Below are 26,949 nucleotides of genomic sequence, written 5' to 3' on the forward strand. Positions count from 1 at the left end.
GTGTTTTTTCTTATAAGTATCTGTATTTGATTGGATTTATTTATTTTTATAACTGTATGTGAAGGATGATGGCACTTTAGGTATGCATTGTTCTTTGCCAGGGCCGGCCGCAAGCAGGACGCCTCTTCGGCGCCTCAGAGCCTGTTTACGATCTGCTGCGGCCATGCTCTGCGACCGCATGATCCAGGTGGCTGCGGCTGCGACAGCCTCGCGCGGCGCACTGCCGCAGTACTGCGGCCGCTGTGGAGCGCGGCTGCCAGGAGCGGCGCAGGGGAACGCCGCTGCGTTCTGCCGGTCCAACGGCCACGCTTTCCGGCGTTTCCCCCTATGAGGACAGATCATGCGCGGCAAATCCCTTCTCCCAATCGCCGCCGCCTTGCTGCTGGCGGCTTCCCCGGTGTTCGCGTTCACGCTCAGCGATGCGGCCAATGCCGTTTCCGCTGTCAGTCAGGGCCACGGGACCGCCCAGGGCGCCTCCACCGCGCAAGCCGGCGGTTTGCTCGAGGCCCTGACCGGCCAGCTGGGGGTGTCGCCGGAGCAGGCGGTGGGCGGCACCGGCGCCTTGCTCGGCCTGGCGAAGAATCAGCTGGCGGGCGCCGACTATGCGCAGTTGCTGAAAGCCATGCCCGGCCTGGACTCACTCGGCGGCAACAACGCGCTGGTCGGCCTCGCCGCCCTGGGTGGCTTGGGCAATCTGCTCGGCGGCAGCCAGACCAACAGCCAGACCAGCAGTCAGGCCAGCAGTCAGGCCAACAGTCAGGCCAACAGCCAGGCCAACAGCCAGACCAACAGTCAGGCCAACAGCCAGACCAACAGTCAGGCCGGCAGCCAGATCGGCAGCCAGACCAACATTCAGGCCGGCAGTCAGGCCAGCAGCCAGACCAACAGTCAGGCCAACAGTCAGGCCAACAGTCAGATCGACAGCCAGGCCAACAGCCAGATCGGCAGGCAGCCAGGCAGCCAGGCAGCCAGCCAGCCAGGCAGCGCCGCCGGCGCCTTGCTGGGCCAGGCCAACAGCCTCGGTGACGTCAATCAGGCGTTCGGTGTCCTGGGCATGGATAGCGGTATGGCCGGCAAGTTCGCCGGCGTGTTACTGGATTATTTCGCCAAGCAAGGCGCTAACGGCGCTCTGCTCGGCAGCCTGGGCAGCCTGTGGGGTGTCGGCGGCCGGCCGGCCGTTGAAAGCTAAGGCGGTAGGGTGGGTTAGCCGCGCAGCGGCGTAACCCGCCGGCGCTGCCGCCATGGCCTCCGGCTGGGTGGGTTACGCCTGCGGCTAACCCTCCCTACCCATCATCGCTGCGCTCGGCGCGTATGTGGACGTGCCCGGCTTGCCGGGCGCCCAACTGCTGCTGGGCGCTCGGCAATCCGGTCGTTGAGGCTCATTCAGGCCGTGTGGACGACCGAATGGTCCACATGGTTGAGGGTGGCGAAGATCTGCTCGGGAGCGGCCAGGGCCGGGGCCATGGTCCAGCGGTTGAAGTTGTCGTTGCCGATGCGCACCATGCCGGTGTGGCTGGCCTTGTTGCCGTCCACCAGCGGGTCCGGGTCGTAGAAACCCAGCTTGTAGCGCAGCCGCTCCATGTCGGCAGGGTCGCCGGTGAGGAATTGCCAGCCCGGCTGGATCCGGTACTTGTCGACGTATTCCTTGAGCACCTCCGGGGTGTCGAGCTCCGGCTGCAGGGTCAGCGAGTACATGAACACATCGCGTCCGGCGCGCTCGCCGAGCATCTTCTGCACCGCCAGCAGATTGGCGGTCATGGTCGGGCAGCGGTCGCCGCAGGAGGTGTACATCATGTTGATGGCCACCACCTTGTTGCGGATCAGGTCGTCATAGAAGCGCACCGCCTTGCCTGTGTGGGTGTAGAGCCTGACGTTGGGGAACGCGTTGGGGTTCGCCCCGCCGCTGCTGTGGGTGCGGGTGGTGGGCAGCGCGCGCAGGCTGCTGCTGGCGCCCCAGGCCATCAGGCCGAGTGCGGCAGTGCCCAGGCCGGCGAGGATGTTTCTGCGAGTGTTCATCTGTGCTTCTCCGTAATGGGCTCAAACGCTGCCACTGCTGCCGTCATCGTCATCGTCCTCGATGTCGAAGCGGACCATCATCATGTGGTCCTCGTGGATCATGTTGTGGCAGTGCATGACGTACTTGCCGGCGAAGTCGCGAAAGCGCAGGAACACGCGCATCGAGGAGCTTTCGCCGAGCGCGAAGACATCCTTGCGCCCCTGCTCATGGGGCGGGACCGGTACGCTCTTGCCGTCCACCACCTTGCTGAGGATGCGGCCTTCCTCGAAGTGGATATGCACCGGGTGGGACCAGCCGCCGCTGGGGCTGTCCAGTTCCCAGATCTCGCAGCTGCCTTTCTCGATCTTGGCGCTGACTTGCTGCACGTCGAAGATCTTGTCGTTGACCGTCCACAGGCCGCCCTTGCGGCCGAACTCCCAGCGCCGCACCTTGGCGTTGTTCAGCTCGGCGGCGGTGATCGGCCGCAGCTCGCGCAGCTTGGCCGGGATCCGGCTGTAGTCGGCAACCTTGTTGCCAACCACCAACTTGAGGACGCGGGTGCCTGGGGTGCGGATATCTTTGGGGCCGCGGGTGTCCTCCTGGCGCAAGCGGTTGACCAGGTACAGCTCGGTGCCAGCCGGGTATTTGCCGAAGTCGACAATGATGTCGGCGCGTTCGGCCACGCCCAGCTGCACCTTGGTCTGGTTGAGCAGCGGTGCCGGCAGCAGGTTGCCGTCGTTGGCGATGTAGGTGAAGGGCTGCACCGCGTTACTGCTGTTGACCAGGTAGAACGCATAGAAACGGCTGGGGCCGCTGTTGAGCAGGCGCAGGCGGTACTTGCGCGCCGCGACGTTGAGCACCGGCTCGATCTTGCCGTTGATCAGGGTCTTGTCGCCGAGGACGCCCTCGGGGTTGAGTTGGTCGTAATAAAGTTTGCCGCTCAGGTCGAAGCGGCGGTCGCAGAAGTTCAGCGGGTAGTCGTAGGCGCCGCTGGGCAGGCGCAGGGCCTTGGGATTGGTATCGCGCTCGTCGCCCGAGTCGAGTTCGTCGTACAGCAGGTAGAAGCCGGTCAGGCCGCGGACCACGTTGGCGGCGGTGAAGTCCAGGCAGTGGTCGTGGAAGAACAGCGTGCCCAGGGCCTCGCGGTGGTCGCCAATCATTTTGCCCTGCGCGTCGCGGGCGGCGTATGGGGCCAGCGCCGGGTCGCTGTTGACCTCGTCGTAGCCGGCACAGACGTTGGGGTAGAAATGATCCTTGTAGCTGCCCGGTCCCGACAGGGTGGGCCCGGATTTGTCGCCGCTGTAGTAATCGCTGGGGAAGCCATCGCTTTCCGAAGGGCAATGCAGGTTGTGCAGGTGGGTGGAGATTTCCGGGGTACCGAAGCCCTGGTGCTCCTGCGGCAGGTCGTTGTGCATGCGCAGCATCACCGGCGCGCCATAGCGCGCGCGGATCACCGTACTCAGCGAGGCCAGGGGGGCGCCGTCGGCCGTTCTGTCGGCCTCGGCCTTGGTCTGGTAGTTCCACACCGGCTGCGCCGGCAGGGCCGGGTTGAACACCCAGTTGCGCTGTATGGCATGCAATTCGTACATCACCGGCTCGGTCGGGCACAGCTCGTCATAACGCTGGTGGTCATCGCGGCCGCACTCGCCATTGGCCACATCCGCCTGCACCTTATGGTCGGGGAGCAGGTGCTCGATCGTTTGCAGCGGGGTGATCGCATCCGGCAGGCGCTCGACCCAGGGGATGGTGGCCGGGCTGGGCGGTATCACCGGTGCCGAGACATCATCGTCTTCACCATCCTCGGCGAGTGCGGCAGCCGAACTCAGCAGCGCTGGTGCGGCGATGGCGGCGGCGCCGAGCTTGAGAAAGCTGCGGCGGCTCGGGATCTCATTCAAGTCATCTTGTTTCTCGGTTTTGGCGTCACGGCCGGTGGTTTTCATGGGGCTTACTCCAGATTCCGGTAAAGCGATGTGCATGGCGGCGGAACAACGCTCGGCGAATGGGCAGAGCGCCTCGCGGCATCGGGAAATCGGCGCGAACGAGGGCCCGCTGAGGCGCGGCGCGCTTCAGGCGTGAAACCTATTCGGGCGGGATTTACGGCAATGCCGCGTTGGTTAGGCGGCGAAGCCCCTCATCGGCGTGGTGGGCCGTGAAACTGCGGGGCAAAGATGTGCTGTGGCGACAAAGCCGGCGCGCAGTAGCAGAATGTTGCCAGGTCCATGTTGGCGATCTCCACGGTGCGCGGTACCGACATCGGTCGCTATGCCCTCTCCAACATAGCGTGACCGGCCAGCCTTCCGGCGACCCTGAACTCAGTTAAGTCTTGGGCTTTTGCAGTGTCAATATCATGACTATTTGCGACCATGGTCCTATCGTTTTTTGTAACTTATTGAAAAATATCGATTAAAATAAATAACATAAAATGCCGCTCGTCTGAAAAGTGTGATTCTGCGCACGCATAGGCGCTTGCGCCGCGTGCCGCTGTTGTCCTCGCGAGCACGGTGCGCAGGGGCTGGGAATGGGCTGTTGATGTGCGCCGGGCTATAAAGAACGACGGTAGCGCGATACTGTCCTAGCCCGTGCACCCGATGACCCGGAGGAATCCTGCGTGAAAGCCGTTCTCGCCCTGCTTGCCCTGCTGACCTTGCCGGCCCTGGCTGCCGAGCCGACCCTGTATGGCCGCTACGAGTACATCAAGCTGCCCGAGTTGCAGCAGACCTTCAAAGCCAAGATGGACACCGGCGCGCTGACCGCCTCGCTGTCGGCCAAGGACATCGAGCGCTTCAGCCGTGACGGCGAGGACTGGGTGCGCTTCAAGCTGGCCACCAAGGATGCCGACGACACCGTCTACGAGCACAAGGTGGCGCGCATCAGCAAGATCAAGAGCCGCGTTGACGAGGAGGCAGAGGAGGAGGCGCCGGAGGCAGTCAAGCGGCCGGTGATCGACCTCGAGATGTGTCTGAACGGCGTGACCCGTACCATCGAGGTCAACCTCGCCGACCGCAGCCACTTCAACTACCCGCTGCTGATCGGCGCCCGCGCCCTGCGCGAGTTCGATGCCGCGGTGAACCCGGCGCGGCGCTTCACCGCCGGCAAGCCCAAGTGTGATTGACGCCTGAGCGGGCATCCGGCACTTCCCGGCATTCTCCCTGGGAGCGCAAGAACCTGCCCCGAATCAGCGGCGCGTCGACGATCCCCTGGTCGATACCGCCAATTTGTTGGCGGAGATTTTCCGTGTCGACGTCTGGGCCGGCTCCTGGCGCAGCGCCAATTGCCCGAGCTGCTGCGCGCCTGGGGCCAGCGCCGGCCGGCGCGCCGAGCCGGGCTTTCTCGCCCTCGTCATCAGCGCTATTCGCGGGATCAAGAACGCCCTGAGAGTGCGCCTGAACGGCCAGAGCCTGAGCTGCGCCGCGTTCTTCCTCTGCGAGGCGCTCGGCCTGTATCGCGCGCCGAGCTGGCGCGGCGGATCGAGTTGCGGTTTCCGCCGCGGTTCAGGCCGGCGGCTGGGTGGCCTGCAACGACGGGAGCTGGCTGACTTCGGCATACCAGGCGGCCAGCTGCGGCTGGCGCTGGCGCCAGCCGAGTTCGGGCTGGCGCAGGTCGAGATAGCCGAGGGCGCAGGCGACGCCGATGGCGGCGACGTCGAAGTGGCAACTCAGCTCGGCCACCGCATGGCTTTCCAGCTCGGCGAGGCCGCGCTCGATCTTCGCCTGCTGGCCGTCCAGCCAGTCACGCCACTGTTTGTCGGCGGGGCGCAGGAAGTTTTCATAGCGGATCAGCACCGCCGCATCGAGGATTGCATCGGCCAGCGCCGCCAGGGTCAGGCGCCGCCAGCGCGCACTGCCTTCGCGGGGGATCAGCGGTTCGCCGACATGCTGCTGGTCGAGGTAGTCGAAGATCACCCGGCTGTCGTACAGCACGCTGCCGTCGGCCAGGCGCAACGCCGGAATCTTGCCGGCCGGGTTGCTGGCGTTGACCGCCGGGTGGGGGCTGGTCGGCGCCAGTTGCACGCTCTCCAGGGCGACGCGCGGCAGCTGGCCGGTCTCGTGCAGCAACACCATGATCTTGCGCACGAAGGGCGAGCTGGGTGAGTGGAACAGGGTCATGGTGGGGGCTGACATGGCGATTCTCCGCAAGGTTTTGTCTCAGTCTATCGTCCGCGGCGCGATTTGCGTCCGCCTGCTTGGCGCGGCTCAGAGCGACGGTGTGGCCTGCCGGCGCTGCCAATGCTGCAGGCGCTGGTCGAGGGCGTGCAGGCTGTCCAGTTGCTGGCGGCGGGCGCGGCTGAACAGGATCAGGGCGAGTTCGGCGGTGACCAGGGCGTCGGCGCTGGCGTGGTGACGCTGCTGCACCTGCAGGCCGAAATACCCGGTCCAGGCGTCCAGCCCGGCGCGGCGCAGCTCCGCTTGCGGACAGAGCAGCGGCGCCAGTTCGGCGGCATCGAGGAACGGATGCTGCAGGCGCAGGCCGAGCGTCTGCTTCAGGGCGCGGCTCAGCATGTGGCGGTCGAAGCCGGCGTGGAAGGCCAGCAGCGGGCTGGCGCCGAGGAACTCGAGGAAGTCCAGCAGCGCTTCGGCCGGCTCGCGCCCGGCGACGATGGCACTGGGCGCCAGACCATGGATCAGGGTGCTGGCGCCGGCCCGCTGGTCGGCGCGCTGCAGGGTGCATTCGTACTGCTGGGCGAGGTCGATGGCGCCGTGCTCGATCACCACCGCGCCGATCGACAGCACTTGGTCGCGCTGCGGGTTGAGGCCGCTGGTTTCCAGGTCGAGCACCACCAGGCGCTGCTCGGCCAGTGGTCGCTGGCTGAGTGGTGTGGGTATTGGCAGCCGCTGCAGGCGCTCGAGCTGTGCCGGCGTCAGCATGGGGCCGGGGCGCTGCAGCCAGGCCAACAGGCTCATAGCTGGTAACGCAGCGCCAGGCTGCTCTGCAGGCGCTGGGCCTGGCGTAGTGACTCGCGCAGGATGCGCCGGTCGAGGTGGTTGAGGTGGTCCGGGTTCAGGCGGTTGGAGTAGGGCAGCTGCTGGTGCGCTTGGAGTTGGTGCTGCTGCATGCGAGTCTGCTGGATGAAGTGATAGGCCTCCTCATAGGCGGCGCCGTCCTGGGCATCGATCACCTCGTGCTCGATCAGCGCGCGCAGGCGGCCGAGGGTGCCGGTCTCGCCGATGCCGTGGGCGAGGGCGAGCAGCCGCGCGCCGTCGACGAAGGGGGTCAGACCCTGCACCTTGAGATCGAGGGTGCCGTCCCGCTCGCCGTGCTTGCGCTCGACCACGAAGTCGCGAAAGCGCCCCACCGGCGGGCGCATGCGCAGCGCGTTGGCGGCCATCAGGCGCTGGAACAGCGGGTTGTCGGCGACCTCGGCGAGCAGTTGCGCGCGCAATTGCTCGCAGCCGTCCTCCGCGCCCCAGACCGCGCGCAGGTCAAAGAAGATGGTCGAGCCGAGCAGGTTCTCCGGGGTCGCCTCGCGGATGAAGCCGGAGAAGCGCCGCGCCCACTCGCTGCGCGACAGGCAGAGCTGCGGGTTGCCGGCCATGATGCCGCCCTGGCACAGGCTGAAGCCGCACTGCGCCAGGGCCTGGTTGATCTGTTCGGCCAGCGGCAGCAGGCGCCCGCGCAGCAGCGCCGCCTCGGCGGCGTCACTGGCCTCGAAGAGGATGCCGTTGTCCTGGTCGGTGTGCAGGGTCTGCTCGCGGCGGCCCTCGCTGCCGAAGCACAGCCAGGTGAAGGGCACGCCCGGGTCGCCGAACTGCTCCAGGCACAGCTCGATCACCCGGCAGACGGTGTGGTCGTTGAGCTGGGTGAGCAGGCGGGTGATTTGCGTCGAGCTGGCGCCGTGGGCGAGCATGCGTTCGACCAGCAGGTGGATGTCGCGACGCAGCGCCACCAGGGTTTCGAGCTGGCCGGCGTGGCGGATGGTGCGCGCCAGGTGCACCAGGTCGACGCGCTGCAGGGAGAACAGGTCGCGCTCGGACACCACGCCGGTCAGGCGCCCGTGCTCGACCAGGCAGACGTGGGCGATGTGCCTTTCGGTCATCGCCAGCGCCGCGTCGAAGGCGCTGGCCGTCGGGGCCAGGTGGAAGGGGCGCTGGGTCATGATCTCGGCAATGGGTTGCTCCAGGTCGGCGCAGGCTTCGCCGATCACCCGGCGCAGGTCGCGCAGGGTGAAGATGCCCAGCGGCCGTTGGTCCGCATCGACTATGACGATGCTGCCGACATGCGCCTCGTGCATGCGCCTGACCGCCGCGCGCAGCGGCGTTGCGGGGGTGCAGGTCACCGGCTGCTGCATGGCCAGCTCGGCCAGGCGGGTGTCCAGCGAATACTGGGCGCCGAGGCTCTCCGCCGCGCGCAGCTGCACCTGCTGGTTGACCTGGTCGAGCAGGCTGCTGACCCCGCGCAGGGCGAAGTCGCGGAACGGCGCCGAACTGGCAAACAGGCGGGCGAAGGCGTCCTTGCCGAGCAGCAGGCAGAAGGTGTCGGCGCCGGCCAGGTGCTCGGTGCGGGTCGCGCGCTCGCCGAGCAGGGCGGCGAGCGGGAAGCACTCGCCGCTGGTGATCTCGAAGGTGGTCTCGGTGCCACGCTTGGCCGAATGCGGGCGCTCGCCGACCACCCGGCCCTGCTTGACGATATAGAAGTGCTGCACCGGCCCGTCGCCGGGCTTGATGATGCTTTCGCCCTCGGCATAGAAGCGCAGCTGGCAGTGCTCCAGCAGGTAGACCAGGTGGGCGTTGTCCATCTGGTTGAACGGCGGGAACTTCTGCAGAAACTCCATCAGGCCATGGATGTTCTGCTGCACGGCGGCCTTGCCCGCCTGGGCGAAGGCATCGCGGTTGCTCATGCTATGGGCCCTGCGAGGAGCGGATTCCCCATGGTCAGGGCTGCGGGCTGGCTTGCCCATTGGACCTAAGTCTAGGCGCGGGGCGCGGGGCGCGAGGCCGCGGGGTTGGCGAGGCGGTAGGGTGGAAAACCGCGAAGCGTTTTCCACCGGCTGCCGGTGGATGTGAAAAGCGCCATCCACCCTACAAAAAAGCCGCCGCCCGCGAATGGCGGGCGGCGGTCTGGGTGGGGCCGGGCGCGATCAGGTGGTGCGGATCAGGTGGTCGAAGGCACTCAGCGAGGCCTTGGCGCCTTCGCCCACGGCGATGACGATCTGCTTGTACGGCACGGTAGTCACGTCGCCGGCGGCGAACACGCCCGGTACCGAGGTTTCGCCCCGCGCATCGGCGATGATCTCGCCGCGTGGCGACAACTCGATGCTGCCCTTCAGCCAGTCGCTGTTGGGCAGCAGGCCGATCTGCACGAAGATGCCTTCCAGCTCGACGGTGCGCAGCTCCTCGCTGACGCGGTCCTTGTAGACCAGGCCGGTGACTTTCTGCCCGTCGCCCTTGACCTCGGTGGTCAGCGCGCTCTTGATCACGGTGACGTTGGCCAGGCTGTTGAGTTTCTTCTGCAGCACGGCGTCGGCGCGCAACTTGTCATCGAACTCGATCAGGGTGACATGGCTGACGATGCCGGCCAGGTCGATGGCCGCTTCCACGCCGGAGTTGCCGCCGCCGATCACCGCCACGCGCTTGCCCTTGAACAGCGGGCCGTCACAGTGCGGGCAGAAGCACACGCCCTTGGCCTTGTATTCCTTCTCGCCGGGCACGTTCATTTCGCGCCAGCGCGCGCCGGTGGCGAGGATCACGGTCTTGGCCTTGAGGCTCGCACCGCTCTCGAACTTGACCTCGTGCAGGCCGCCGGCGGCGCTGGCCGGGATCAGCGCGCTGGCGCGCTGCAGGTCCATGATGTCGACGTCGTACTGCTTGACGTGCTCTTCCAGGGCGCGCGCCAGTTTCGGTCCTTCGGTCTCCTGCACGGAAACGAAGTTCTCGATCGCCATGGTGTCCAGCACCTGGCCACCGAAGCGCTCGGCGGCCACGCCGGTGCGGATGCCCTTGCGCGCGGCATAGATGGCCGCTGCGGCGCCGGCCGGGCCACCGCCGACCACCAGCACGTCGAAGGCGTCCTTGGCGTTCATCTTCTCGGCGTCGCGGCTGGCGGCGCCGGTGTCGATCTTGGCGAGGATTTCCTTCACCTCCATGCGCCCCGAAGCGAACACTTCACCGTTCAGGTAGATGCTCGGCACGGCCATGATCTGGCGGCGCTCGACTTCTTCCTGGAACAGCGCGCCGTCGATCGACACGTTGCGGATGTTCGGGTTGAGCACCGCCATCAGGTTCAGCGCCTGGACCACGTCCGGGCAGTTCTGGCAGGACAGCGAGAAGTAGGTTTCGAATTCGAAACGGCCTTCGATGCTCTTGATCTGCTCGATGGTCTCGGCGTCCAGCTTGGACGGGTGGCCGCCGACCTGCAGCAGGGCCAGGACCAGCGAGGTAAATTCGTGGCCCATGGGGATGCCGGCGAAGGTCAGGCCGATATCCGCACCCGGGCGGTTGAGCGAGAACGACGGACGACGGGCGTCGCTGCCATCGGTCTTCAGGGTGATCTTGTCGGTCAGGCCGACGATGTCGTTGAGCAGGCCGAGCAGTTCCTGGGACTTCGCGCTGTCATCGAGGGACGCAACGATCTCGAACGGCAGGGTGACCTTCTCGAGGTAAGCCTTCAACTGGGATTTCAGATTGGCGTCCAACATGACTGCAATTTCCTCTGCGAAAGTACGAATTTCAGAAACAGAAACGCCCGGACGGATCGCCCGGGCGTTCGGGCACCAGAAGGGCTGGGATTCAGCCCTTGCAGCGCAGCAACCTTGTGGGTTGCGGCTTAGATTTTACCGACCAGGTCGAGGGACGGAGCCAGAGTGGCTTCGCCTTCTTTCCACTTGGCCGGGCAGACCTGACCCGGGTTGGCGGCGGTGTACTGGGCAGCTTTCAGCTTGCGCAGGGTTTCCGCGACGTCACGGGCGATTTCGTTGGAGTGGATTTCCACGGTCTTGATCACGCCTTCCGGGTTGATCACGAAGGTACCGCGCAGGGCCAGGCCTTCTTCCGGGATGTGCACGCCGAACGCGTTGGTCAGTTGGTGAGTCGGGTCACCGATCAGCGGGAACTGAGCCTTGCCAACGGCCGGGGAGGTTTCGTGCCAGACCTTGTGCGAGAAGTGGGTGTCGGTGGTGACGATGTACACCTCGGTACCGGCCTTCTGGAACTCGGCGTAGTTGTTGGCGGCGTCTTCGATCTCGGTCGGGCAGTTGAAGGTGAAGGCGGCCGGCATGAAGATCAGCACGGACCACTTGCCCTTCAGGGACTGCTCGGTGACTTCGACGAACTCGCCGGCGTGGAAAGCGTTGGCCTTGAACGGCTGGACTTGGGTGTTGATGAGAGACATTCACTGAACTCCTTCAGGTGTTTGGAAAGTTGACGCTGGCCATCCTAGTCCATCGAGCCTGAGAGGCTAAATTGATTGAGGGCATCGGATGGATTACTTCTCTCTATATAGAGAGCCGCGGCGATAGCCTAAGTGGGGGCGGCCGTGATGCAAATCAACTGGGTCTAAGTACGGCCACCTTATCCCTGACCACATGACAATCCGTTGAGTTCGGTCAATTGCCCGGCCCTTTTGCGACACGGCGATGAGCGGCGTGCAGGCATAAAAAAACCGCCCCGAGGGGCGGCTTTTTCAGTGCTGCGGATCAGAGGCCGTTCTTGGCCTTGAACTCGCGGCGGCGGCGGTGCAGCACCGGCTCGGTGTAGCCGTTGGGCTGCTGGGTGCCTTCCAGCACCAGCTCCAGTGCGGCCTGGAACGCCACGTTGTCGTCGAAGTTCGGCGCCAGCGGGCGGTACAGCGGGTCGCTGGCGTTCTGGCGGTCGACCACCGGAGCCATGCGCTTGAGGCTGGCGAGCACCTGCTCCTCGCTGACGATGCCGTGACGCAGCCAGTTGGCCAGCAGCTGGCTGGAGATGCGCAGGGTGGCGCGGTCTTCCATCAGGCCGACGTCGTTGATGTCCGGCACCTTGGAGCAGCCGACGCCCTGGTCGATCCAGCGCACCACGTAGCCGAGGATGCCCTGGGCGTTGTTGTCCAGTTCGTTCTGGATTTCCTCGGCCGACCAGTTGGTATTCGGCGCCAGCGGAATGCTCAGGATGTCGTCCAGCGAGGCGCGCGGGCGCTTGGCCAGCTCGGCCTGGCGGGCGAACACGTCGACCTGGTGGTAGTGCAGGGCGTGCAGCGCGGCGGCGGTCGGCGACGGCACCCAGGCGGTGTTGGCGCCGGCCAGTGGGTGAGCGATCTTCTGCTCGACCATCGCGGCCATCAGGTCGGGCATCGCCCACATGCCCTTGCCGATCTGCGCGCGGCCTTGCAGGCCGGTGGCCAGGCCGATGTCGACGTTCCAGTTCTCGTAGGCGCCGATCCACTTCTCGCTCTTCATGGCGGCCTTGCGCACCACGGCGCCGGCTTCCATGGAGGTGTGGATCTCGTCACCGGTGCGGTCGAGGAAGCCGGTGTTGATGAACACCACGCGCTCGCGGGCGGCCTTGATGCAGGCCTTGAGGTTGACGGTGGTGCGCCGCTCCTCGTCCATGATGCCGACCTTCAGGGTGTTGCGCGGCAGGTCGAGGACGTCCTCGATGCGGCCGAACAGCTCGCTGGTGAAGGCGACTTCTTCCGGGCCGTGCATCTTCGGCTTGACGATGTACACCGAGCCGGTGCGGGTGTTCTTGCGGCTGGTGTTGCCATTCAGGTTGTGCACCGCGATCAGGCTGGTGAACAGGCCGTCCTGAATGCCTTCCGGCACTTCGTTGCCCTGGGCGTCGAGGATCGCCGGGTTGGTCATCAGGTGACCGACGTTGCGCACGAACAGCAGGGAGCGGCCGTGCAGGGTCAGCTCGCTGCCGTCGGCATGGGTGTAGACGCGATCCGGGTTCATGATGCGGGTGAAGGTCTGGCCGCCCTTGGCGACGCTTTCGGCCAGATTGCCCTTCATCAGGCCCAGCCAGTTGCGGTAGACCACGGTCTTGTCGTCGGCATCGACGGCGGCCACCGAGTCTTCGCAGTCCATGATGGTGGTCAGCGCGGCTTCCATCAGCACGTCTTTGACGCCGGCGGCATCGGTCTGGCCGATCGGGCTGGACGGGTCGATCTGGATCTCGAAGTGCAGGCCGTTGTGCTTGAGCAGCACGGCTTGCGGGGCGTTGTGGTCGCCCTGGAAGGCGATGAACTGGGCGGCATTCTGCAGGCTGGTGGTGCTGCCATTCTTCAGGCTGACGGCCAGGGTGCCGTTCTGCACCGCATAGCCGGTGGCGTCGGCGTGGGAGCCGTTGGCCAGCGGCGCGGCTTGGTCGAGGAAGGCGCGGGCGTAGGCGATGACCTTGTCGCCGCGGACCTTGTTGTAGCCTTTGCCCTTCTCGGCGCCGCCTTCTTCGCTGATCACGTCGGTGCCGTACAGCGCGTCGTACAGCGAGCCCCAGCGGGCGTTGGCGGCGTTCAGGGCGAAGCGCGCGTTCATTACCGGCACCACCAGCTGCGGGCCGGCCATGCGGGCGATTTCGTCGTCGACGTTTTCGGTGGTGGCGCGGAAGTCTTCGGCTTCCGGCAGCAGGTAGCCGATGTCCTGCAGGAAGGCCTTGTAGGCCACGGCGTCATGCGCCTGGCCGGCCCGCGCCTGGTGCCAGGCGTCGATCTGGGCCTGCAATTCGTCGCGCTTGGCAAGCAGGGCTTTGTTCTTGGGCGCGAGGTCATTAATGACCGCTTCCACACCGGCCCAGAATTTGTCGGCAGCGATGCCGGTACCGGGGATGGCTTCGTTGTTCACGAAGTCGAACAGCACTTTGGCGACCTGCAGGCCGCCGACTTGAACGCGATCAGTCATCACTTGCCTCACTCTGCTCAATAACCACTTCAACCGCTTCGGATCGGGCTTCTGCCGTCTTGTAGTCCGAGGCGCGGCATACTACATGAAGATCTCGGGAAAATCAGTGGGCACGCGTCGCGCTGCGACCGGAATGTGCCTTTTGGTCACACTGAGGACAGTAATGTTCGCAAATAATGTGTGAATTGTTCCAGATAAATCTTAAAACAGTACACGATTATTTATTTCGCTGGCCTGTGGCAGGGCGTCGCAGGTTTGCTCGGATGTAGGCGTGCACCGCTGCCTATACTCCAGCGACCTGACTTGGAGCCCTGTCCATGCCCGTGTATCGCGCGACTGCCAGTGATCTCGACGAACTGGCCGAGCTGTTCGGCGCCTACCTGCAGTTCTACCAGGTAGCGCAACCGCTGCCGTCGATTGCCACCTTCCTGGGCGCGCGCCTGCAACGCGAGGATTCGGTGCTGTTTATCGCCCGCGCGGACGAGGGCCAGGCCCTGGGCTTCGTCCAGCTCTATCCGTTCTTCTCCTCGCTGGCGCTGCAACCGGCCTGGCTGCTCAGCGACCTCTATGTAGTGCCGGCGGCCCGCCGCCAGGGCATCGGCGAAATGCTGATGGGCGCCGCCCGCGCCCATGCCGAGGCCACCGGTGCCTGTGGCTTGCAACTGGAAACGGCGAAGACCAATCTGGCCGGACAGGCACTCTACGAGCGCCTAGGCTATGTAAGGGATGAGGTTTTCTACACCTACTGGCTGAGCCTGACGCCGCGCTGAGCGCGCCGACGGGGCGGCATGAAGAGGAGTCGCGCGTGAATCATCTAGTTCTCACGGTCATCGCCCAGGATCAGCCCGGCCTGGTGGAGCGCATCGCCAAGTGCATCGCCGAGCACGGCGGCAACTGGCTGGAGAGCCGCATGGCGCGGATGGCCGGGCAGTTCGCCGGGATTCTCAAGATCAGCGTGCCGGCCGAGGCCTACGACGAACTGGTCGATGCCCTGCAAGCCCTGCAGGGGGAGGGCATCCGCGTGTTGCTGGCGGAAAGCGGCATCGAGCCGTCCTGCACCTGGAAGCCGATCCATCTCGACCTGGTCGGCAACGACCGCCCCGGCATCGTCCGCGACATCACCCGCCTGCTCAGCGAGCACGGCATCAACATCGAGAGCCTGGTCACCGAGGTGCTGCCGGCGCCGATGAGCAGCGAGCCGCTGTTTCATGCCGAGGCGATATTGGCGGTGCCGCTGACCCTGTCGCTGGAGCTGCTGCAAACCCGCCTGGAAACCCTGGCCGACGATCTGATGGTGGAGCTCAACCTGCGCCCCGAGGTGTGAAAGACGGGGTTTAGCGTGCGCGCCGGGCAAAGCTGCTCACGGCGCGCTCGATGCATTGCACGGTCTTGGCAAATGCCTGCAGCTGGCTGTCGCCGAGCGGCTGGCCGAGCCGGTCCGCCACCACCAGCATGACCACCCGGCCGTTGCTGGCCAGCGAGCGCAGCAGCAGGTGTTCGCTGGGGAACAGCGCTTTCAGCGCGCCGGGCAGCAGCGCGGAATACTGCGCCAGATTGGCCGGCGAGAGACGCAGCTGTCCGGGTTGGGCGAGCAGGCGGCGCAGCACCTGGCTGTGATTCGGCTCCAGTTCCAGGCCTTTGGCCTCGGCCGCCAGTCCGGCGCTCTGCTGGGCGCGCAGGCGGCTGTGGCTGCGATCGGCGAGCAGCAGCATGACGCGCGGCAGGCCGCAGTGCTGCAGGGCATCGCGGGCGCAGGCGGTCAATTGCCCGACATTGAGGAACGGGCTGGGCTCGCACAGCAGTTCGGCGCAGGCCTGGCGCCAGTCGCTCAGGTCGGCGGCAGGCGTTACGGCGGCGGCTGGGGCGGGCAGCGGCTGCCAATGGCTCGCCGTCCAGGGCCATAGCAGCGCTTCGGCCGGCTGCCAGGGCGCCGCGCTACTAGGCTGGCGCGCGCTGGTTACCGCCTGCTGGTGCACCAGTTGCTGGATGTCGCCCAGCGGCAGCTGCAGGTACAGGGCGCTCAGGCGCTGCCAGCGCAGGCTGTGGTTGCCGCCCCAACTGGCGTGGGCGGACAGCGCCAGGCTGTTGGCCAGCAGCACGGTGTTGGCCGGCTGGGTCAGCCAGCGGCGCAGTGCCGGGTCGGCGTCCAGGCGCTGTTGTTGCTGCAGCGGGTGTTCGTGGTCGTGGGCGATCTGCAGGGCCTTGACCAGCAGGCGGCGATCGCTGAGCAGCAAGCGGTAGCCGTGCGCGATCCACTCCGGCAGGCGCCAGTGTTCGGCGAGTTGCAGGCCGAGTTGCAGCAGCGGCAGGCCGAACAGCTCGAACTCGACCTTGGTCGCCGGCTCGCCGGCGACCAGCACGCGTTGCTCCCAGGCCTCGAACAGCTGCGGCTGGGTCATGGCCAGCGGCCACAGCGGGGCGAGAAACAGCAGGCTGGTGCAGTGCAGCTCCTGCCACAGGCGCGCCAGCCGCGCGCCGAACAGCCCACTGGCCTGCTGTGCGGCATGCTGGCTGATCTGCAGCAGCTGGCGCAGGGCTTTGGGAATATCCGTTTCGGCTAGCGCCGGCAGCTGATTGAGCAGCTCCTCGCTGCGCTGCAGGCCCAGACGGTTGAGCGCAACCTCCAGGCTCTCGGCCGGCTGGCCGAGGCTGCCGACGTGGCGATTGGCCTCGCGCAGCAGGTGCAGGGCTGCGCCTGGGCAGCCCTGCAGCAGTTCGGCGAGCTCGCGCAGCGACCGCCGGCTGTCGCGCAGGGCGCGGCGCAGTTGCTCGTGTTGCTCGGCGGGCACCGGCAAACGCAGCGTTTCCAGCTGCTGGCGCCAGGCGTCGAAGGTGCGAGGTAAAGGCTTGGGCGTCGGCATGCGGGAGCACTAAAGTGGATTTTCGTGTGGTCGGCCTATAGTCTGGCGCAAATCTTCCGATAAATAGAAGGGCGGCAGTCTTCAGCCCTCTACCTTCGATGCAAGTAGTTCCCTTATGGCAAAAATCATCGGCATCATCGTCGTATTCGCCAGCGTGCTCGGCGGATACCTCCTTTCCCATGGCCAGCTCGCCGCGCTGATCCAGCCCTTCGAGGTGCTGATCATCGGCGGCGCGGCGTTCGGCGCCTTCCTCCAGGCCAACCCGGGCAGCACCACCATGCACGTGGTGAAGAAGTCGCTGAAGCTGTTCAGCTCGCGCTTCACCCACACCTTCTACCTGGAAGTGCTGCGCCTGCTCTACGAGATTCTCAACAAGAGCCGCCGCGAAGGCATGATGGCCATCGAGGCGGATGTCGAAGACCCGGGTGCCAGCCCGATTTTCAGCAAATATCCGGCGGTGCTGCAGGATGAGCGGATGACCGCCTATGTCTGCGATTACCTGCGCATCATGTCCTCCGGCAACATGGCGCCGCATGAACTGGAGGGCCTGTTCGATATGGAATTGGCCAGCCTCAAGGAGCATCTGGAGCATCCCTCCCATGCCGTGACCAAGGTCGCCGATGCCCTGCCGGGCTTCGGCATCGTCGCCGCGGTGCTGGGCATCGTGGTGACCATGGCCATGCTCGGCGAGGCGGAGCAGGCGGCGCTGGGCCAGCATGTCGGCGCAGCGCTGGTCGGTACCTTCTTGGGGATCCTCGCCGCCTACGGCTTCTTCGGACCGTTGGCCGGCGCCCTGGAGCACGATGCCAAGGAAGAGCTGAATGTCTACGAGGCGATCAAGGCCTGCCTGGTCGCTTCCGCCTCGGGAATGCCGCCGAGCATGGCGGTGGAGTTCGGCCGCAAGGTGTTGTTCCCGGCCCACCGCCCGAGCTTTATCGAGCTCGAGCAGGCCATGCGCGGCAACTGACGGCTAAGCGATGGATAACAACCAGCCCATCATCGTCAAGCGCGTCAAGCGCTATGCCGCCGGCCACCACGGCGGCTCCTGGAAGATCGCCTTCGCCGACTTCGCCACGGCGATGATGGCGTTCTTCCTGGTGCTGTGGCTGATGTCCTCGGCCACGCCGGAGCAGAAGAAGGCGATTTCCGGCTATTTCCAGGACCCGGTGGGCTTCACCGAAAGCGCCAGCCCCTATGTCATCGACCTCGGCGGCACGCCGACGCCGGCGCCGGAGAAGACCCTCAACCCGGAAATCCAGACCATCCCGGACGACCAGGACAAGAGCAAGACCGACCCGAGCCAGGCCGAGGAGATCGCCGACCGCCTCGAGCGGGAGCGCCTCGAGCTGCTGCTCCAGGAGCTGCAGAACAAGGTCGACGAGAACCCGCAGCTGCAGCGCTTCAAGGATCAGATCCTGTTCGAGATCACCCAGGACGGCCTGCGCATCCAGATCATGGACGCCGAGAACCGGCCGATGTTCGACCTCGGCAGCGCGCGCCTGCAGCCGTATTTTGAGGACATCCTGCTGGCCATGGCCGACACCATCAAGGCGGTGCCGAACAAGATCAGCGTCAGCGGCCATACCGACGCCAAGCCGTTCGCCGGTGCCGGCGGGTTCGGCAACTGGGAGCTGTCCGCCAGCCGCGCCAACGCCGCGCGCCGGGCGCTGGTGGCCGGCGGTTATCTGGATGAACAGGTGGCGCGGGTGGTCGGCTATGCCTCGTCGTCGCTGTTCGACCGCGAGGATCCGTTCAACCCGGTGAACCGCCGCATCGACATCATCGTCCTGACCAAGAAGGCCCAGCGCGCCATCGAGGGCGAGCAGGAGGCCAAGCCGGAACCGCCGGCGGCGCCTGAGACGGCTCCGCCCGCTGCCCCGGCTGCGGTCACGCCAGCGGCCGCCGCCACGCAGACGCCGACGCCGCCGGGCGATAAGCGCAACATTTTCGACGCCGGCGGGCTCAAGCTCGACGAGCCGCGCGACCAGTAAGCGCCGGCCTGGAAAGCGAAAGACCGCGGCCAGCCGCGGTCTTTTTGTCTGCGCCAGGCGAGCCTAGTAAGTGGTTTCCGGCAGGCTGGCGAGGATATGCCGGTAGCTGGCCATCCGCTGCGGCTGGATGCGCCCGTCCTCGATGGCCTGCAGCAGTGCGCAGCCGGGCTCGCGGTCGTGCTTGCAGTCGCGGAAGCGGCAGTGGCCGAGCAGCTCGCGGAACTCGATGAAGCCGGCCTCGATATCGTCGCGGCTGACATGCACCAGGCCGAACTCGCGGATGCCGGGCGAGTCGATCAGGTCGCCGCCGCCGGGGAAGTGGAACAGCCGCGCCGTGGTGGTGGTGTGCATGCCCTTGCCGGTCAGCTCCGACAGCGGCCCGACGCGGGTGTCGACCGCCGGCAGCAGGCTGTTGACCAGCGACGACTTGCCCACCCCGGACTGGCCGACGAACACGCTGACATGGCCGTCGAGCAGGCGCTGTAGCCCCTCCATGCCGCCGCCCTGGTGGGCGGAAACCTCCAGCAGCGGATAGCCGAGCTGGCGATAGGTGCCGAGCAGGGCATCCAGCGCGGCGCTGTTGTGCTCGTCGATCAGGTCGGCCTTGTTCAGCAGCAGCAGCGGATGGATGCCGGCGTGCTCGGCGGCCACCAGGTAGCGGTCGATCAGGTTGGCGTGCGGCTCCGGCAGCGGGGCGAAGACGATGACGATCAGATCGACGTTGGCCGCCACCGGTTTCAGCAGGCCGCGGTTGTCCGGGCGACACAGCTCGCTGCGCCGTGGCTGCTGGGCGACGATCACGCCGCTGCCCTGGTTGCCGGCGCGCCAGACCACGCGGTCGCCGGTGACCAGGGCCGGTAGGTTGGCGCGCAGGTGGCAGCGGAACACCTGGCCGGCCAGTTCGCCGGCTTCGGCTTCCACCTCGACCTGGACGCCGAAGTGGGCGATCACCAGGCCGAACTGCTCGGGACCGAGGTCGCCGCCTTCCAGTTCCTCCAGGGCATGCGATTCGCGTTTGGCGGCGCGGGCGGCGCGCTCGCCCTGAATCTTCTCGATGCGCCAGTTCTGGCGACGGTTGAGCTGGCGTTTGGCCATGGGGGTTCCGAATGGGGGGTGGGTAAAAACGGCAGCGAGTTTAGCACGCGCGCCCGCCGAGCCCGCGTGCCGGTCATGCTGGGCTGGGCTAAACTGCGCGCCTTAGCCGAGGAGTTCGAGCATGCAAAACCCGCAGAATTTGATCTGGATCGATCTGGAGATGACCGGTCTGGACCCGGACCAAGACGTCATCATCGAGATGGCCACCATAGTCACCGACAGCGACCTCAACATCCTCGCCGAGGGGCCGGTGATCGCCGTGCACCAGAGCGACGAGGCGCTCGCCGGCATGGACGAGTGGAACACCCGCACCCACGGCCAGAGCGGCCTGACCCAGCGCGTGCGCGAGAGCAAGATCGACGCGGCCGCCGCCGAGGCGCAGACCATCGCCTTCCTCGAGCAGTGGGTACCGAAGGGCGCGTCGCCGATCTGCGGCAACAGCATCGGCCAGGACCGCCGTTTCCTGTATCGCTACATGCCGGACCTGGAGGCCTTCTTCCATTACCGCTACCTGGACGTCTCGACCCTGAAGATCCTCGCCGGCCTATGGGCGCCGCAGGTCCGCGACAGCTTCCAGAAGAAGGGCACGCACCAGGCGCTGGACGATATCCGCGAGTCCATCGCCGAGTTGCAGCACTACCGCGAGCACTTCCTCAAGGTGTGATTCCGCGGCTTTGTAGGGTGGAAAACCGCGCAGCGTTTTCCACCGGCGCCGGGGTGGAGATAAGCGCGACATCCCGCCTATAAGTGGCCGTGCCGCGCCAGCGCCCACTGCACATGCTCGCGCACCAGCGGCGAAGGATCGTCGCGGCGCGCCTGCAGCGCCTCGAGCACCGGAATGCTCGGCGGCGCGTTGCCCAGCCCCACCGCCAGATTGCGCAGCCAGCGCTCGTAGCCGGCGCGGCGCAGCGGCGAGCCCTCGGTACGGCTGAGAAATTCTTCCTCGCTCCAGCGGAACAGTTCGGCCAGCTCGGCGTTGTCGAGGCCATGGCGCGGCTGGAAGTCGCCCTGCGCGGTCGGCCGGGCGAAGCGGTTCCACGGGCAGACGAGCTGGCAGTCGTCGCAACCGAACACGCGGTTGCCGATCAGCGCGCGCAGTTCGACCGGGATCGAGCCCTTCAGCTCGATGGTCAGGTAGGAGATGCAGCGCCGCGCATCCAGCACATAGGGGCCGACGAAGGCGGCGGTCGGGCAGATGTCCAGGCACGCCGTGCAGCGCCCGCAATGCTCGCTGGCGTGCGGCGCATCCACCGGCAGCGGCAGGTCGACGAACAGCTCGCCGAGGAAGAAATAGCTGCCGGCTTTACGATTGAGCACCAGGGTGTTCTTGCCGATCCAACCCAGGCCGGCCTGCTCGGCGATGGCTTTTTCCAGCACCGGCGCGCTGTCGACGAAGGCGCGGTAGCCGAACGGGCCGATCTGCGCCTGGATGCGCTCGGCCAGTTGCTGCAGGCGCTTGCGGATCAGCTTGTGGTAGTCGCGACCGAGGGCGTAGCGCGACACGTAGGCCTTCTCCGGTTGGCCCAGGCGCTGGGCCATGCGCGTGTCGCCGGGCAGGTAGTCCATGCGCAGCGAGACCACCCGCAGGGTGCCGGGCACCAGCTGCTCCGGGTGCGAGCGCTTGCTGCCGTGGGCGGCCATGTAGTCCATCTCGCCCTGATAGCCGGCGGCCAGCCAGCGCTGCAGGTGGGCCTCGTGCTCGGCCAGATCGAGGCCAGCGATGCCGACCTGCTGGAAACCCAGCTCGCGGCCCCAGTCCTTGATCGACTGGGCGAGGGCGGCGAGATCGAGAGCGGTGGCGGACATGCGCGGAAACCAGGGCGAGGGTGGGTATAATTCTGCCAGAACCCGCCCCGCCGCGCCGGCCTTCCAGCCCGGCACGCGACCGCAGGCGGCGTGGTTTCCCCCTTTTGGAGCCGATGCATGCCGTCCATAGCCGACACTTTACCTCTGGCCCTGTACAGCGCCGCCCAGGTGCGCGACCTCGATGCGCGCCTGATCGCCGCCGGCACTCCCGGTTTCGAGCTGATGCAGCGCGCCGCCCATGCCGTCTGGCGTGCCCTGCGCCAGCGCTGGCCGGACGCCGGCGTGCTGACGGTGCTGACCGGGCACGGCAACAACGCCGGCGACGGCTACCTGATCGCCACTCTGGCCCAGCGCGCGGGCTGGCGGGTGCAGGTGCTGACGGTCGGCGAGCCGAACAGGCTCGGCGGTGACGCCGCGCGGGCCCATGCCGAGGCGCAGCAGGCCGGGGTGGCGCTGCAGCCCTGGAGCGAATGTGCGGCGTTGAGCGGGGTGCTGGTCGACGCCCTGCTCGGCACCGGCCTCAGCGGTGCGGTGCGCGAGCCCTACGCCCAGGCCATCCGGCTGATGAACGCCAGCGGCCTGCCGATCCTGGCGGTGGATATCCCGTCCGGGCTGTGCGCCGACACCGGCCGCGAGCTCGGCGTGGCGGTGCAAGCGAGCCTGACGGTGAGCTTTATCGGCCTCAAGCTCGGCCTGTTCACCGGGCAGGGGCCGGAACGCGTCGGCGAACTGCGTTTCGACGCGCTGCAGGCCGCCCCCGAGCTTGTCGCTCAGCAGCCGGCGCGTGCTCAGCGCCTGGCCGGCGATGGCCTGGCGCAGCTGGCGCCGCGCCCGCGCACGGCGCACAAGGGCCAGTTCGGCCATCTGCTGGTGATCGGTGGCGACCGCGGTTTCGGCGGCGCCGCGCTGCTCAGCGCGCAGAGTGCCCTGCGCGCCGGCGCCGGCCTGGTGTCGCTGGCGACCCGCAGCGAGCATGTGCCGGCGGCGCTGGCCCGGCAGCCGGAGCTGATGTGCGTCGGCGTCGCCTCGACCTATCAGTTGCCGGAACTGGCCGCGCGCGCTGATGTCTTGGTGGTCGGCCCCGGCCTCGGTCAGGGCGCCTGGGGGCGCAGCCTGCTGTCGGTGGCGGCGGCGTGCGCCAGGCCGCAGGTGTGGGACGCTGATGCCCTCAATCTGCTGGCCGCCGGTCAGGTGGCAGCGCCGGCGCAGCTGATCCTCACCCCGCATCCCGGCGAGGCCGCGCGCCTGCTCGGCTGTTCGAGCGCCGAGGTGCAGGCCGACCGTGCCGCCGCCGCGCTGGCGTTGGCGAGTAAATATGCCGCGGTGGTGGTGCTCAAGGGCGCCGGCAGCCTGGTGGCGGCGCCCGACGGGCGGCTGGCGCTGTGCGACCGCGGTCATCCGGCGATGGCCGGCGCCGGCCTCGGTGACGTGCTCGCCGGGCTGATCGGCGCCCTGCTGGCCCAGGGCCTGCCGGCCTTCGAGGCGGCCGGGCTGGGCGTCTGGCTACATGCCCGTGCCGGTGAGGAGCTGGGCGCGCAGGGGCGCGGTTTGGCCGCCGGCGACCTGATTCCGCGTATCCGTCAACTGTTGGAGGAGCATTGTCCGTGTCTGAACTGATCCTGGCGGCCGCCGACGAAACGGCCATGCTCGAACTCGGCGCGGCTATCGCCGAGGCGACCGGCGGTCGGGGCGTCATCTATTTGCTCGGCGATTTGGGGGCGGGAAAAACCACCCTGTCGCGCGGCATCATCCGTGGCCTGGGTCATATCGGCGCGGTCAAGAGTCCGACCTTCACCCTGGTGGAGCCCTACGAACTCGGCGATCTGCGCGCCTTCCACTTCGATCTGTACCGTTTGGCCGACCCCGAGGAGCTGGAATTTCTCGGCGTGCGCGACTATTTCGACGGCGATGCCTTGTGCCTGGTGGAATGGCCGCAGCGCGGTGCAGGCGTTTTGCCAAAGGCCGACCTGACCATTACCATTAGTCCCCATGGAGGCGGCCGTTCGCTGCATTTGGCGCCACATGGCCCGCGTGGTGAAGCCTGGTGCGCTGCCTTGGCTGCGGCAGTACAAAAACGGCAACATCAATAAGAGAGTGGGGACGGATATGCGCATGCGCGCGCGAGCGATTGGGGTGGGTCTGCTGCTGATGGCCTTGGCTGCGCAAGCATTGGCTGCCGCCCAGGTGAAGAGCGTGCGTTTGTGGCGCGCCCCGGACAACACCCGTCTGGTGTTCGACCTCTCTGGCCCGGTGCAGCACAGCGTGTTCACCCTGGCCGCGCCGAACCGCATCGTCATCGACGTTAACGGCGCGCAGCTGGCGACCAAGCTCGAGCAGTTGTCCTTCGCCAATACCCCGATCACCAGCATGCGCTCGGCGCAGCGCACGCCCACCGACCTGCGCGTGGTCATCGACCTGTCGGCGCCGGTCACGCCGAAGAGCTTCAGCCTGGCGCCCAACCAGCAATATGGCGAGCGCCTGGTCATCGACCTGTTCGACCAGGGCGCCGACAGCACGCCGAGCCTGCCGCCGAGCACGGTGGCCGAGACGCCGGCGGTGCCGGTGACGCCAACCCAGCCGGCGCCCAAGCTGCCGCCGGTGCCGGGCGGCAAGCGCAACATCGTCATCGCCATCGACGCCGGCCACGGCGGCGAGGACCCGGGCGCCCTCGGGCCCAAGGGCCAGCACGAGAAGAACATCACCCTGGCGATTGCCAAGGAGCTGCAGCGGCAGATCAGCCAGGAGAGGGGCTACCGCGGCGAACTGGTGCGTACCGGCGACTATTTCATTCCGCTGCGCAAGCGCACCGAGATCGCGCGCAAGAAGGGCGCCGACCTGTTCATCTCCATTCATGCCGACGCCGCGCCCAGCCGCAGTGCCTTCGGCGCCTCGGTATTCGCCCTCTCCGACCGCGGCGCCACCTCGGAAACCGCGCGCTGGCTGGCCGACAGCGAAAACCGCTCGGACCTGATCGGCGGCGTCGGCAACGTCAGCCTGGACGACAAGGACCGCATGCTCGCCGGCGTGCTGCTCGATCTGTCGATGACCGCCTCGCTGTCCTCCAGCCTCAACGTCGGCCAGAAGGTGCTCGGCAATGTCGGGCGCATCACCTCGCTGCACAAGCGCCGGGTCGAGCAGGCCGGCTTCATGGTGCTGAAGTCCCCGGATATTCCGTCGATCCTGGTGGAAACCGGGTTCATCTCCAACCATGCCGAATCGCAGAAGCTGGCCAGCAGCGCTCACCAACAGGCGTTGGCGCGGGCCATCACCAGCGGGGTCAAACAGTTCTTCCAGCAGAGCCCGCCGCCCGGCACCTACATCGCCTGGCTGCGCGATCAAGGCAAGCTCGCCGCCGGTCCGCGCGAGCATCTGGTCAGCTCGGGCGAGAGCCTGGCGCTGATCGCCCAGCGCTATCAGGTCAGCCTCCCCGCCCTGCGCAGCGCCAACAACCTGAAGAGCGACAGCATCAAGGTCGGTCAGAATCTGCAGATCCCGGCGACCACCCTGGCGGCCCAGCCATGAGCGAAGCGCCGCGCATCCAGCTGCTGAGTCCGCGGCTGGCCAACCAGATCGCCGCCGGCGAGGTGGTCGAGCGTCCCGCCTCGGTGGCCAAGGAGCTGCTGGAGAACAGCCTGGACTCCGGCGCCCGGCGCATCGAGGTCGACGCCGAGCTGGGTGGCACCAAGCTGCTGCGGGTGCGCGACGACGGTTGCGGCATTCCCGCCGACGACCTGCCGCTGGCCCTGGCGCGCCACGCCACCAGCAAGATCCGCGAACTGGAAGACCTCGAGCGGGTCATGAGCATGGGTTTCCGCGGCGAGGCGCTGGCCTCGATCAGCTCGGTGGCGCGCCTGACCCTGACCTCGCGCGCCGCCGCTGCCGGCCAAGCCTGGCAAGTGGAGACCGAAGGCCGCGACATGGCGCCGCGGGTGCAGCCGGCGGCACATCCGGTCGGCACCTCGGTGGAAGTCCGCGACCTGTTCTTCAATACCCCGGCGCGGCGCAAGTTCCTGCGCGCCGAGAAGACCGAATTCGACCACCTGCAGGAAGTGCTCAAGCGCCTGGCGCTGGCGCGTTTCGACGTCGCCTTCCAGTTGCGCCACAACGGCAAGACGGTGCTCAGCCTGCACGAGGCGGCCGACGACGTCAGTCGCGCGCGGCGGGTCGCTGCGGTCTGCGGCCCGGCCTTCCTCGAGCAGGCGCTGCCGCTGGAGATCGAGCGCAACGGCCTGCGCCTGTGGGGCTGGGTCGGTCTGCCGACCTTCTCGCGCAGCCAGGCCGACCTGCAGTACTTCTATGTCAACGGCCGCATGGTGCGCGACAAGCTGGTCGCCCACGCGGTGCGCCAGGCCTACCGCGACGTGCTGTTCAACGGCCGTCATCCGACCTTCGTGCTGTTCCTCGAGATCGATCCGGCGGTGGTCGACGTCAACGTGCATCCGACCAAGCACGAGGTGCGCTTCCGCGACGGGCGCATGGTCCACGACTTCCTCTACGGCACCCTGCATCGCGCGCTCGGCGAGGTGCGTCCCGAAGACCAGCTGGCCGCGCCGGCCGCGGTGGCCGGGATCGTGCGTCCGAGCGGTCAGGCCGCCGGCGAGTTCGGGCCGCAGGGTGAGATGGGGCTGGCCGCCGCTGTGCTCGAGCGCCCGGTCGCCGAGCCGAGCTGGCGGCCGCCGCTCGGCGGCTATCAGTCCGTGCGTCCGAACGGTGCGCTGCCGGCAGCTGAGGCGCAGGGCGCCTATCGCGAGTATTTCGCACCGTTGAGCGCCAGCGCGCCGGCGGCCTTGCCCGACAGTCAGGGCGACGTGCCGCCGCTCGGCTACGCCATGGCGCAGCTGAAGGGCGTATACATCCTCGCCGAGAACGTCCAGGGCCTGGTGCTGGTGGACATGCACGCCGCCCACGAGCGCATCACCTATGAACGGCTGAAGGTGGCGATGGCCAGCGAAGGCCTGAGCGGCCAGCCGCTGCTGGTGCCGGAGTCGCTGGCGGTCAGTCAGCGCGAGGCCGATTGTGCGGAAGAGCACGTCGAGTGGTTCCGCCGCCTGGGCTTCGAGCTGCAGCGTTTCGGCCCGGAAAGCCTGGCGATCCGGCAGATCCCGGCGCTGCTCAAGCAGGCCGAGGCCAATCGCCTGGTCCAGGACGTATTGGCCGACCTGATGGAGTACGGCACCAGCGACCGCATCCAGGCGCATCTCAACGAGCTGCTGGCGACCATGGCCTGTCACGGCGCGGTGCGTGCCAACCGGCGCCTGACCCTGCCGGAAATGAATGGTCTGCTGCGCGACATGGAGCACACCGAGCGTAGCGGGCAGTGCAACCATGGCCGTCCGACCTGGACGCAGCTGGGCATGGATGATCTGGATAAACTTTTCCTGCGCGGTCGCTAAG

21 protein-coding genes and 1 pseudogene are annotated in these 26,949 nt (G+C 67.0%); 11 read left to right on the forward strand and 11 right to left on the reverse strand.

The features are described 5' to 3' along the window. Nucleotides 1-340: 340 nt before the first annotated feature. Nucleotides 341-766: pseudogene (locus D3880_RS22995) on the forward strand (DUF2780 domain-containing protein); the annotation flags it as partial. Between the two features lie 617 nt (nt 767-1,383). Here D3880_RS22995 and D3880_RS01800 read toward each other — a convergent pair. Both D3880_RS01800 and D3880_RS01805 read right to left on the reverse strand, forming a co-directional pair. Beyond that, nucleotides 1,384-2,016: an SCO family protein gene (locus tag D3880_RS01800; RefSeq protein ID WP_119891827.1), complete on the reverse strand. Its 633-nt coding sequence runs from the start codon at nt 2,014-2,016 to the stop codon at nt 1,384-1,386. Between the two features lie 21 nt (nt 2,017-2,037). After that, nucleotides 2,038-3,936 carry a multicopper oxidase family protein gene (locus D3880_RS01805; RefSeq protein ID WP_119891828.1) on the reverse strand — a complete coding sequence of 633 codons (1,899 nt, stop codon included), beginning with the start codon at nt 3,934-3,936 and terminating at the stop codon, nt 2,038-2,040. Between the two features lie 668 nt (nt 3,937-4,604). Here D3880_RS01805 and rloA2 point away from each other — a divergent pair. Further along, on the forward strand, nt 4,605-5,108 hold the full coding sequence (gene rloA2, locus D3880_RS01810; protein WP_119891829.1) for a retropepsin-like aspartic peptidase RloA2: 504 nt from the start codon (nt 4,605-4,607) through the stop codon (nt 5,106-5,108). 379 nt (nt 5,109-5,487) lie between these two features. Here rloA2 and D3880_RS01815 read toward each other — a convergent pair whose 3' ends face one another. The 6 genes from D3880_RS01815 to D3880_RS01840 all read right to left on the reverse strand — a co-directional run bounded on the left by D3880_RS01815 (nt 5,488) and on the right by D3880_RS01840 (nt 13,802). After that, entirely contained in the window at nt 5,488-6,117 is a 630-nt protein-coding gene (locus tag D3880_RS01815; RefSeq protein WP_119891830.1) for a glutathione S-transferase, read from the reverse strand. A gap of 72 nt (nt 6,118-6,189) precedes the next feature. Continuing rightward, on the reverse strand, nt 6,190-6,897 hold the full coding sequence (locus D3880_RS01820; RefSeq protein WP_119891831.1) for a 3'-5' exonuclease: 708 nt from the start codon (nt 6,895-6,897) through the stop codon (nt 6,190-6,192). Further along, a complete protein-coding gene (locus D3880_RS01825) occupies nt 6,894-8,831 on the reverse strand; it encodes a putative nucleotidyltransferase substrate binding domain-containing protein (protein WP_119891832.1) in 1,938 nt (645 codons plus the stop codon). Before D3880_RS01825 ends, D3880_RS01820 begins: the two co-directional genes overlap by 4 nt. 240 nt (nt 8,832-9,071) lie before the next feature. After that, entirely contained in the window at nt 9,072-10,628 is a 1,557-nt protein-coding gene (gene ahpF, locus D3880_RS01830; protein WP_119891833.1) for an alkyl hydroperoxide reductase subunit F, read from the reverse strand. 128 nt (nt 10,629-10,756) lie between these two features. Beyond that, nucleotides 10,757-11,320 carry an alkyl hydroperoxide reductase subunit C gene (gene ahpC, locus D3880_RS01835; protein WP_119891834.1) on the reverse strand — a complete coding sequence of 188 codons (564 nt, stop codon included), beginning with the start codon at nt 11,318-11,320 and terminating at the stop codon, nt 10,757-10,759. A gap of 304 nt (nt 11,321-11,624) precedes the next feature. After that, a complete protein-coding gene (locus D3880_RS01840; RefSeq protein WP_119891835.1) occupies nt 11,625-13,802 on the reverse strand; it encodes a malate synthase G in 2,178 nt (725 codons plus the stop codon). A 317-nt stretch (nt 13,803-14,119) separates the two neighbouring features. On the opposite strand from D3880_RS01840, the gene D3880_RS01845 reads away from it, so the two are divergent. Next, complete coding sequence (locus D3880_RS01845; RefSeq protein ID WP_119891836.1) at nt 14,120-14,572, forward strand: GNAT family N-acetyltransferase; 453 nt, start codon at nt 14,120-14,122, stop codon at nt 14,570-14,572. A 35-nt stretch (nt 14,573-14,607) separates the two neighbouring features. Further along, nucleotides 14,608-15,126: a glycine cleavage system transcriptional repressor gene (locus tag D3880_RS01850; RefSeq protein WP_119891837.1), complete on the forward strand. Its 519-nt coding sequence runs from the start codon at nt 14,608-14,610 to the stop codon at nt 15,124-15,126. A 10-nt stretch (nt 15,127-15,136) separates the two neighbouring features. Here the strand turns inward: D3880_RS01850 and D3880_RS01855 are convergent, their stop codons facing one another. Next, the gene (locus tag D3880_RS01855; protein ID WP_119891838.1) at nt 15,137-16,663 is read right to left on the reverse strand and encodes an HDOD domain-containing protein; all 1,527 of its coding nucleotides are present in this window, start codon (nt 16,661-16,663) and stop codon (nt 15,137-15,139) included. 115 nt (nt 16,664-16,778) lie between these two features. On the opposite strand from D3880_RS01855, the gene motA reads away from it, so the two are divergent. After that, the gene (motA, locus tag D3880_RS01860) at nt 16,779-17,630 is read left to right on the forward strand and encodes a flagellar motor stator protein MotA (RefSeq protein ID WP_119891839.1); all 852 of its coding nucleotides are present in this window, start codon (nt 16,779-16,781) and stop codon (nt 17,628-17,630) included. 10 nt (nt 17,631-17,640) lie between these two features. After that, nucleotides 17,641-18,654 carry a flagellar motor protein MotB gene (gene motB, locus D3880_RS01865; protein WP_119891840.1) on the forward strand — a complete coding sequence of 338 codons (1,014 nt, stop codon included), beginning with the start codon at nt 17,641-17,643 and terminating at the stop codon, nt 18,652-18,654. A gap of 63 nt (nt 18,655-18,717) precedes the next feature. Here motB and rsgA read toward each other — a convergent pair whose 3' ends face one another. Continuing rightward, entirely contained in the window at nt 18,718-19,749 is a 1,032-nt protein-coding gene (rsgA, locus tag D3880_RS01870; RefSeq protein WP_119891841.1) for a small ribosomal subunit biogenesis GTPase RsgA, read from the reverse strand. 121 nt (nt 19,750-19,870) lie between these two features. Between rsgA and orn the strand changes: the two genes are divergently transcribed. Next, a complete protein-coding gene (orn, locus tag D3880_RS01875) occupies nt 19,871-20,413 on the forward strand; it encodes an oligoribonuclease (protein WP_119891842.1) in 543 nt (180 codons plus the stop codon). Between the two features lie 77 nt (nt 20,414-20,490). On the opposite strand, the gene queG is transcribed toward orn, so the two are convergent. Beyond that, nucleotides 20,491-21,555, reverse strand: coding sequence for a tRNA epoxyqueuosine(34) reductase QueG (gene queG, locus D3880_RS01880; RefSeq protein WP_119891843.1), 1,065 nt, complete (start codon nt 21,553-21,555; stop codon nt 20,491-20,493). A 117-nt stretch (nt 21,556-21,672) separates the two neighbouring features. Between queG and D3880_RS01885 the strand changes: the two genes are divergently transcribed. The 4 genes from D3880_RS01885 to mutL are packed head-to-tail and all read left to right on the forward strand — an operon-like array spanning nt 21,673 to nt 26,948. Continuing rightward, nucleotides 21,673-23,172 carry an NAD(P)H-hydrate dehydratase gene (locus D3880_RS01885; protein ID WP_119891844.1) on the forward strand — a complete coding sequence of 500 codons (1,500 nt, stop codon included), beginning with the start codon at nt 21,673-21,675 and terminating at the stop codon, nt 23,170-23,172. Then, the gene (gene tsaE / locus D3880_RS01890; RefSeq protein WP_119891845.1) at nt 23,160-23,645 is read left to right on the forward strand and encodes a tRNA (adenosine(37)-N6)-threonylcarbamoyltransferase complex ATPase subunit type 1 TsaE; all 486 of its coding nucleotides are present in this window, start codon (nt 23,160-23,162) and stop codon (nt 23,643-23,645) included. Before D3880_RS01885 ends, tsaE begins: the two co-directional genes overlap by 13 nt. A gap of 16 nt (nt 23,646-23,661) precedes the next feature. Next, nucleotides 23,662-25,077: an N-acetylmuramoyl-L-alanine amidase gene (locus D3880_RS01895; RefSeq protein WP_119891846.1), complete on the forward strand. Its 1,416-nt coding sequence runs from the start codon at nt 23,662-23,664 to the stop codon at nt 25,075-25,077. Then, nucleotides 25,074-26,948, forward strand: a complete 1,875-nt coding sequence (gene mutL, locus D3880_RS01900) for a DNA mismatch repair endonuclease MutL (protein WP_119891847.1) — start codon at nt 25,074-25,076, stop codon at nt 26,946-26,948. Before D3880_RS01895 ends, mutL begins: the two co-directional genes overlap by 4 nt. Nucleotide 26,949 lies beyond the last annotated feature (1 nt).

The organism is Pseudomonas cavernae, assembly GCF_003595175.1.
Lineage (GTDB): Bacteria > Pseudomonadota > Gammaproteobacteria > Pseudomonadales > Pseudomonadaceae > Aquipseudomonas > Aquipseudomonas cavernae.

Excerpts from the sequence above, each read along its gene's own strand:
- D3880_RS01800 (WP_119891827.1), bottom strand. The coding sequence starts at position 2,016 with ATGAACACTCGCAGAAACATCCTCGCCGGCCTGGGCACTGCCGCACTC.
- D3880_RS01805 (WP_119891828.1), bottom strand. The coding sequence starts at position 3,936 with ATGAAAACCACCGGCCGTGACGCCAAAACCGAGAAACAAGATGACTTG.
- D3880_RS01815 (WP_119891830.1), bottom strand. The coding sequence starts at position 6,117 with ATGTCAGCCCCCACCATGACCCTGTTCCACTCACCCAGCTCGCCCTTC.
- D3880_RS01820 (WP_119891831.1), bottom strand. The coding sequence starts at position 6,897 with ATGAGCCTGTTGGCCTGGCTGCAGCGCCCCGGCCCCATGCTGACGCCG.
- D3880_RS01825 (WP_119891832.1), bottom strand. The coding sequence starts at position 8,831 with ATGAGCAACCGCGATGCCTTCGCCCAGGCGGGCAAGGCCGCCGTGCAG.
- ahpF (WP_119891833.1), bottom strand. The coding sequence starts at position 10,628 with ATGTTGGACGCCAATCTGAAATCCCAGTTGAAGGCTTACCTCGAGAAG.
- ahpC (WP_119891834.1), bottom strand. The coding sequence starts at position 11,320 with ATGTCTCTCATCAACACCCAAGTCCAGCCGTTCAAGGCCAACGCTTTC.
- D3880_RS01840 (WP_119891835.1), bottom strand. The coding sequence starts at position 13,802 with ATGACTGATCGCGTTCAAGTCGGCGGCCTGCAGGTCGCCAAAGTGCTG.
- D3880_RS01845 (WP_119891836.1), top strand. The coding sequence starts at position 14,120 with ATGCCCGTGTATCGCGCGACTGCCAGTGATCTCGACGAACTGGCCGAG.
- D3880_RS01855 (WP_119891838.1), bottom strand. The coding sequence starts at position 16,663 with ATGCCGACGCCCAAGCCTTTACCTCGCACCTTCGACGCCTGGCGCCAG.
- motA (WP_119891839.1), top strand. The coding sequence starts at position 16,779 with ATGGCAAAAATCATCGGCATCATCGTCGTATTCGCCAGCGTGCTCGGC.
- motB (WP_119891840.1), top strand. The coding sequence starts at position 17,641 with ATGGATAACAACCAGCCCATCATCGTCAAGCGCGTCAAGCGCTATGCC.
- rsgA (WP_119891841.1), bottom strand. The coding sequence starts at position 19,749 with ATGGCCAAACGCCAGCTCAACCGTCGCCAGAACTGGCGCATCGAGAAG.
- orn (WP_119891842.1), top strand. The coding sequence starts at position 19,871 with ATGCAAAACCCGCAGAATTTGATCTGGATCGATCTGGAGATGACCGGT.
- queG (WP_119891843.1), bottom strand. The coding sequence starts at position 21,555 with ATGTCCGCCACCGCTCTCGATCTCGCCGCCCTCGCCCAGTCGATCAAG.
- D3880_RS01885 (WP_119891844.1), top strand. The coding sequence starts at position 21,673 with ATGCCGTCCATAGCCGACACTTTACCTCTGGCCCTGTACAGCGCCGCC.
- D3880_RS01895 (WP_119891846.1), top strand. The coding sequence starts at position 23,662 with ATGCGCATGCGCGCGCGAGCGATTGGGGTGGGTCTGCTGCTGATGGCC.
- mutL (WP_119891847.1), top strand. The coding sequence starts at position 25,074 with ATGAGCGAAGCGCCGCGCATCCAGCTGCTGAGTCCGCGGCTGGCCAAC.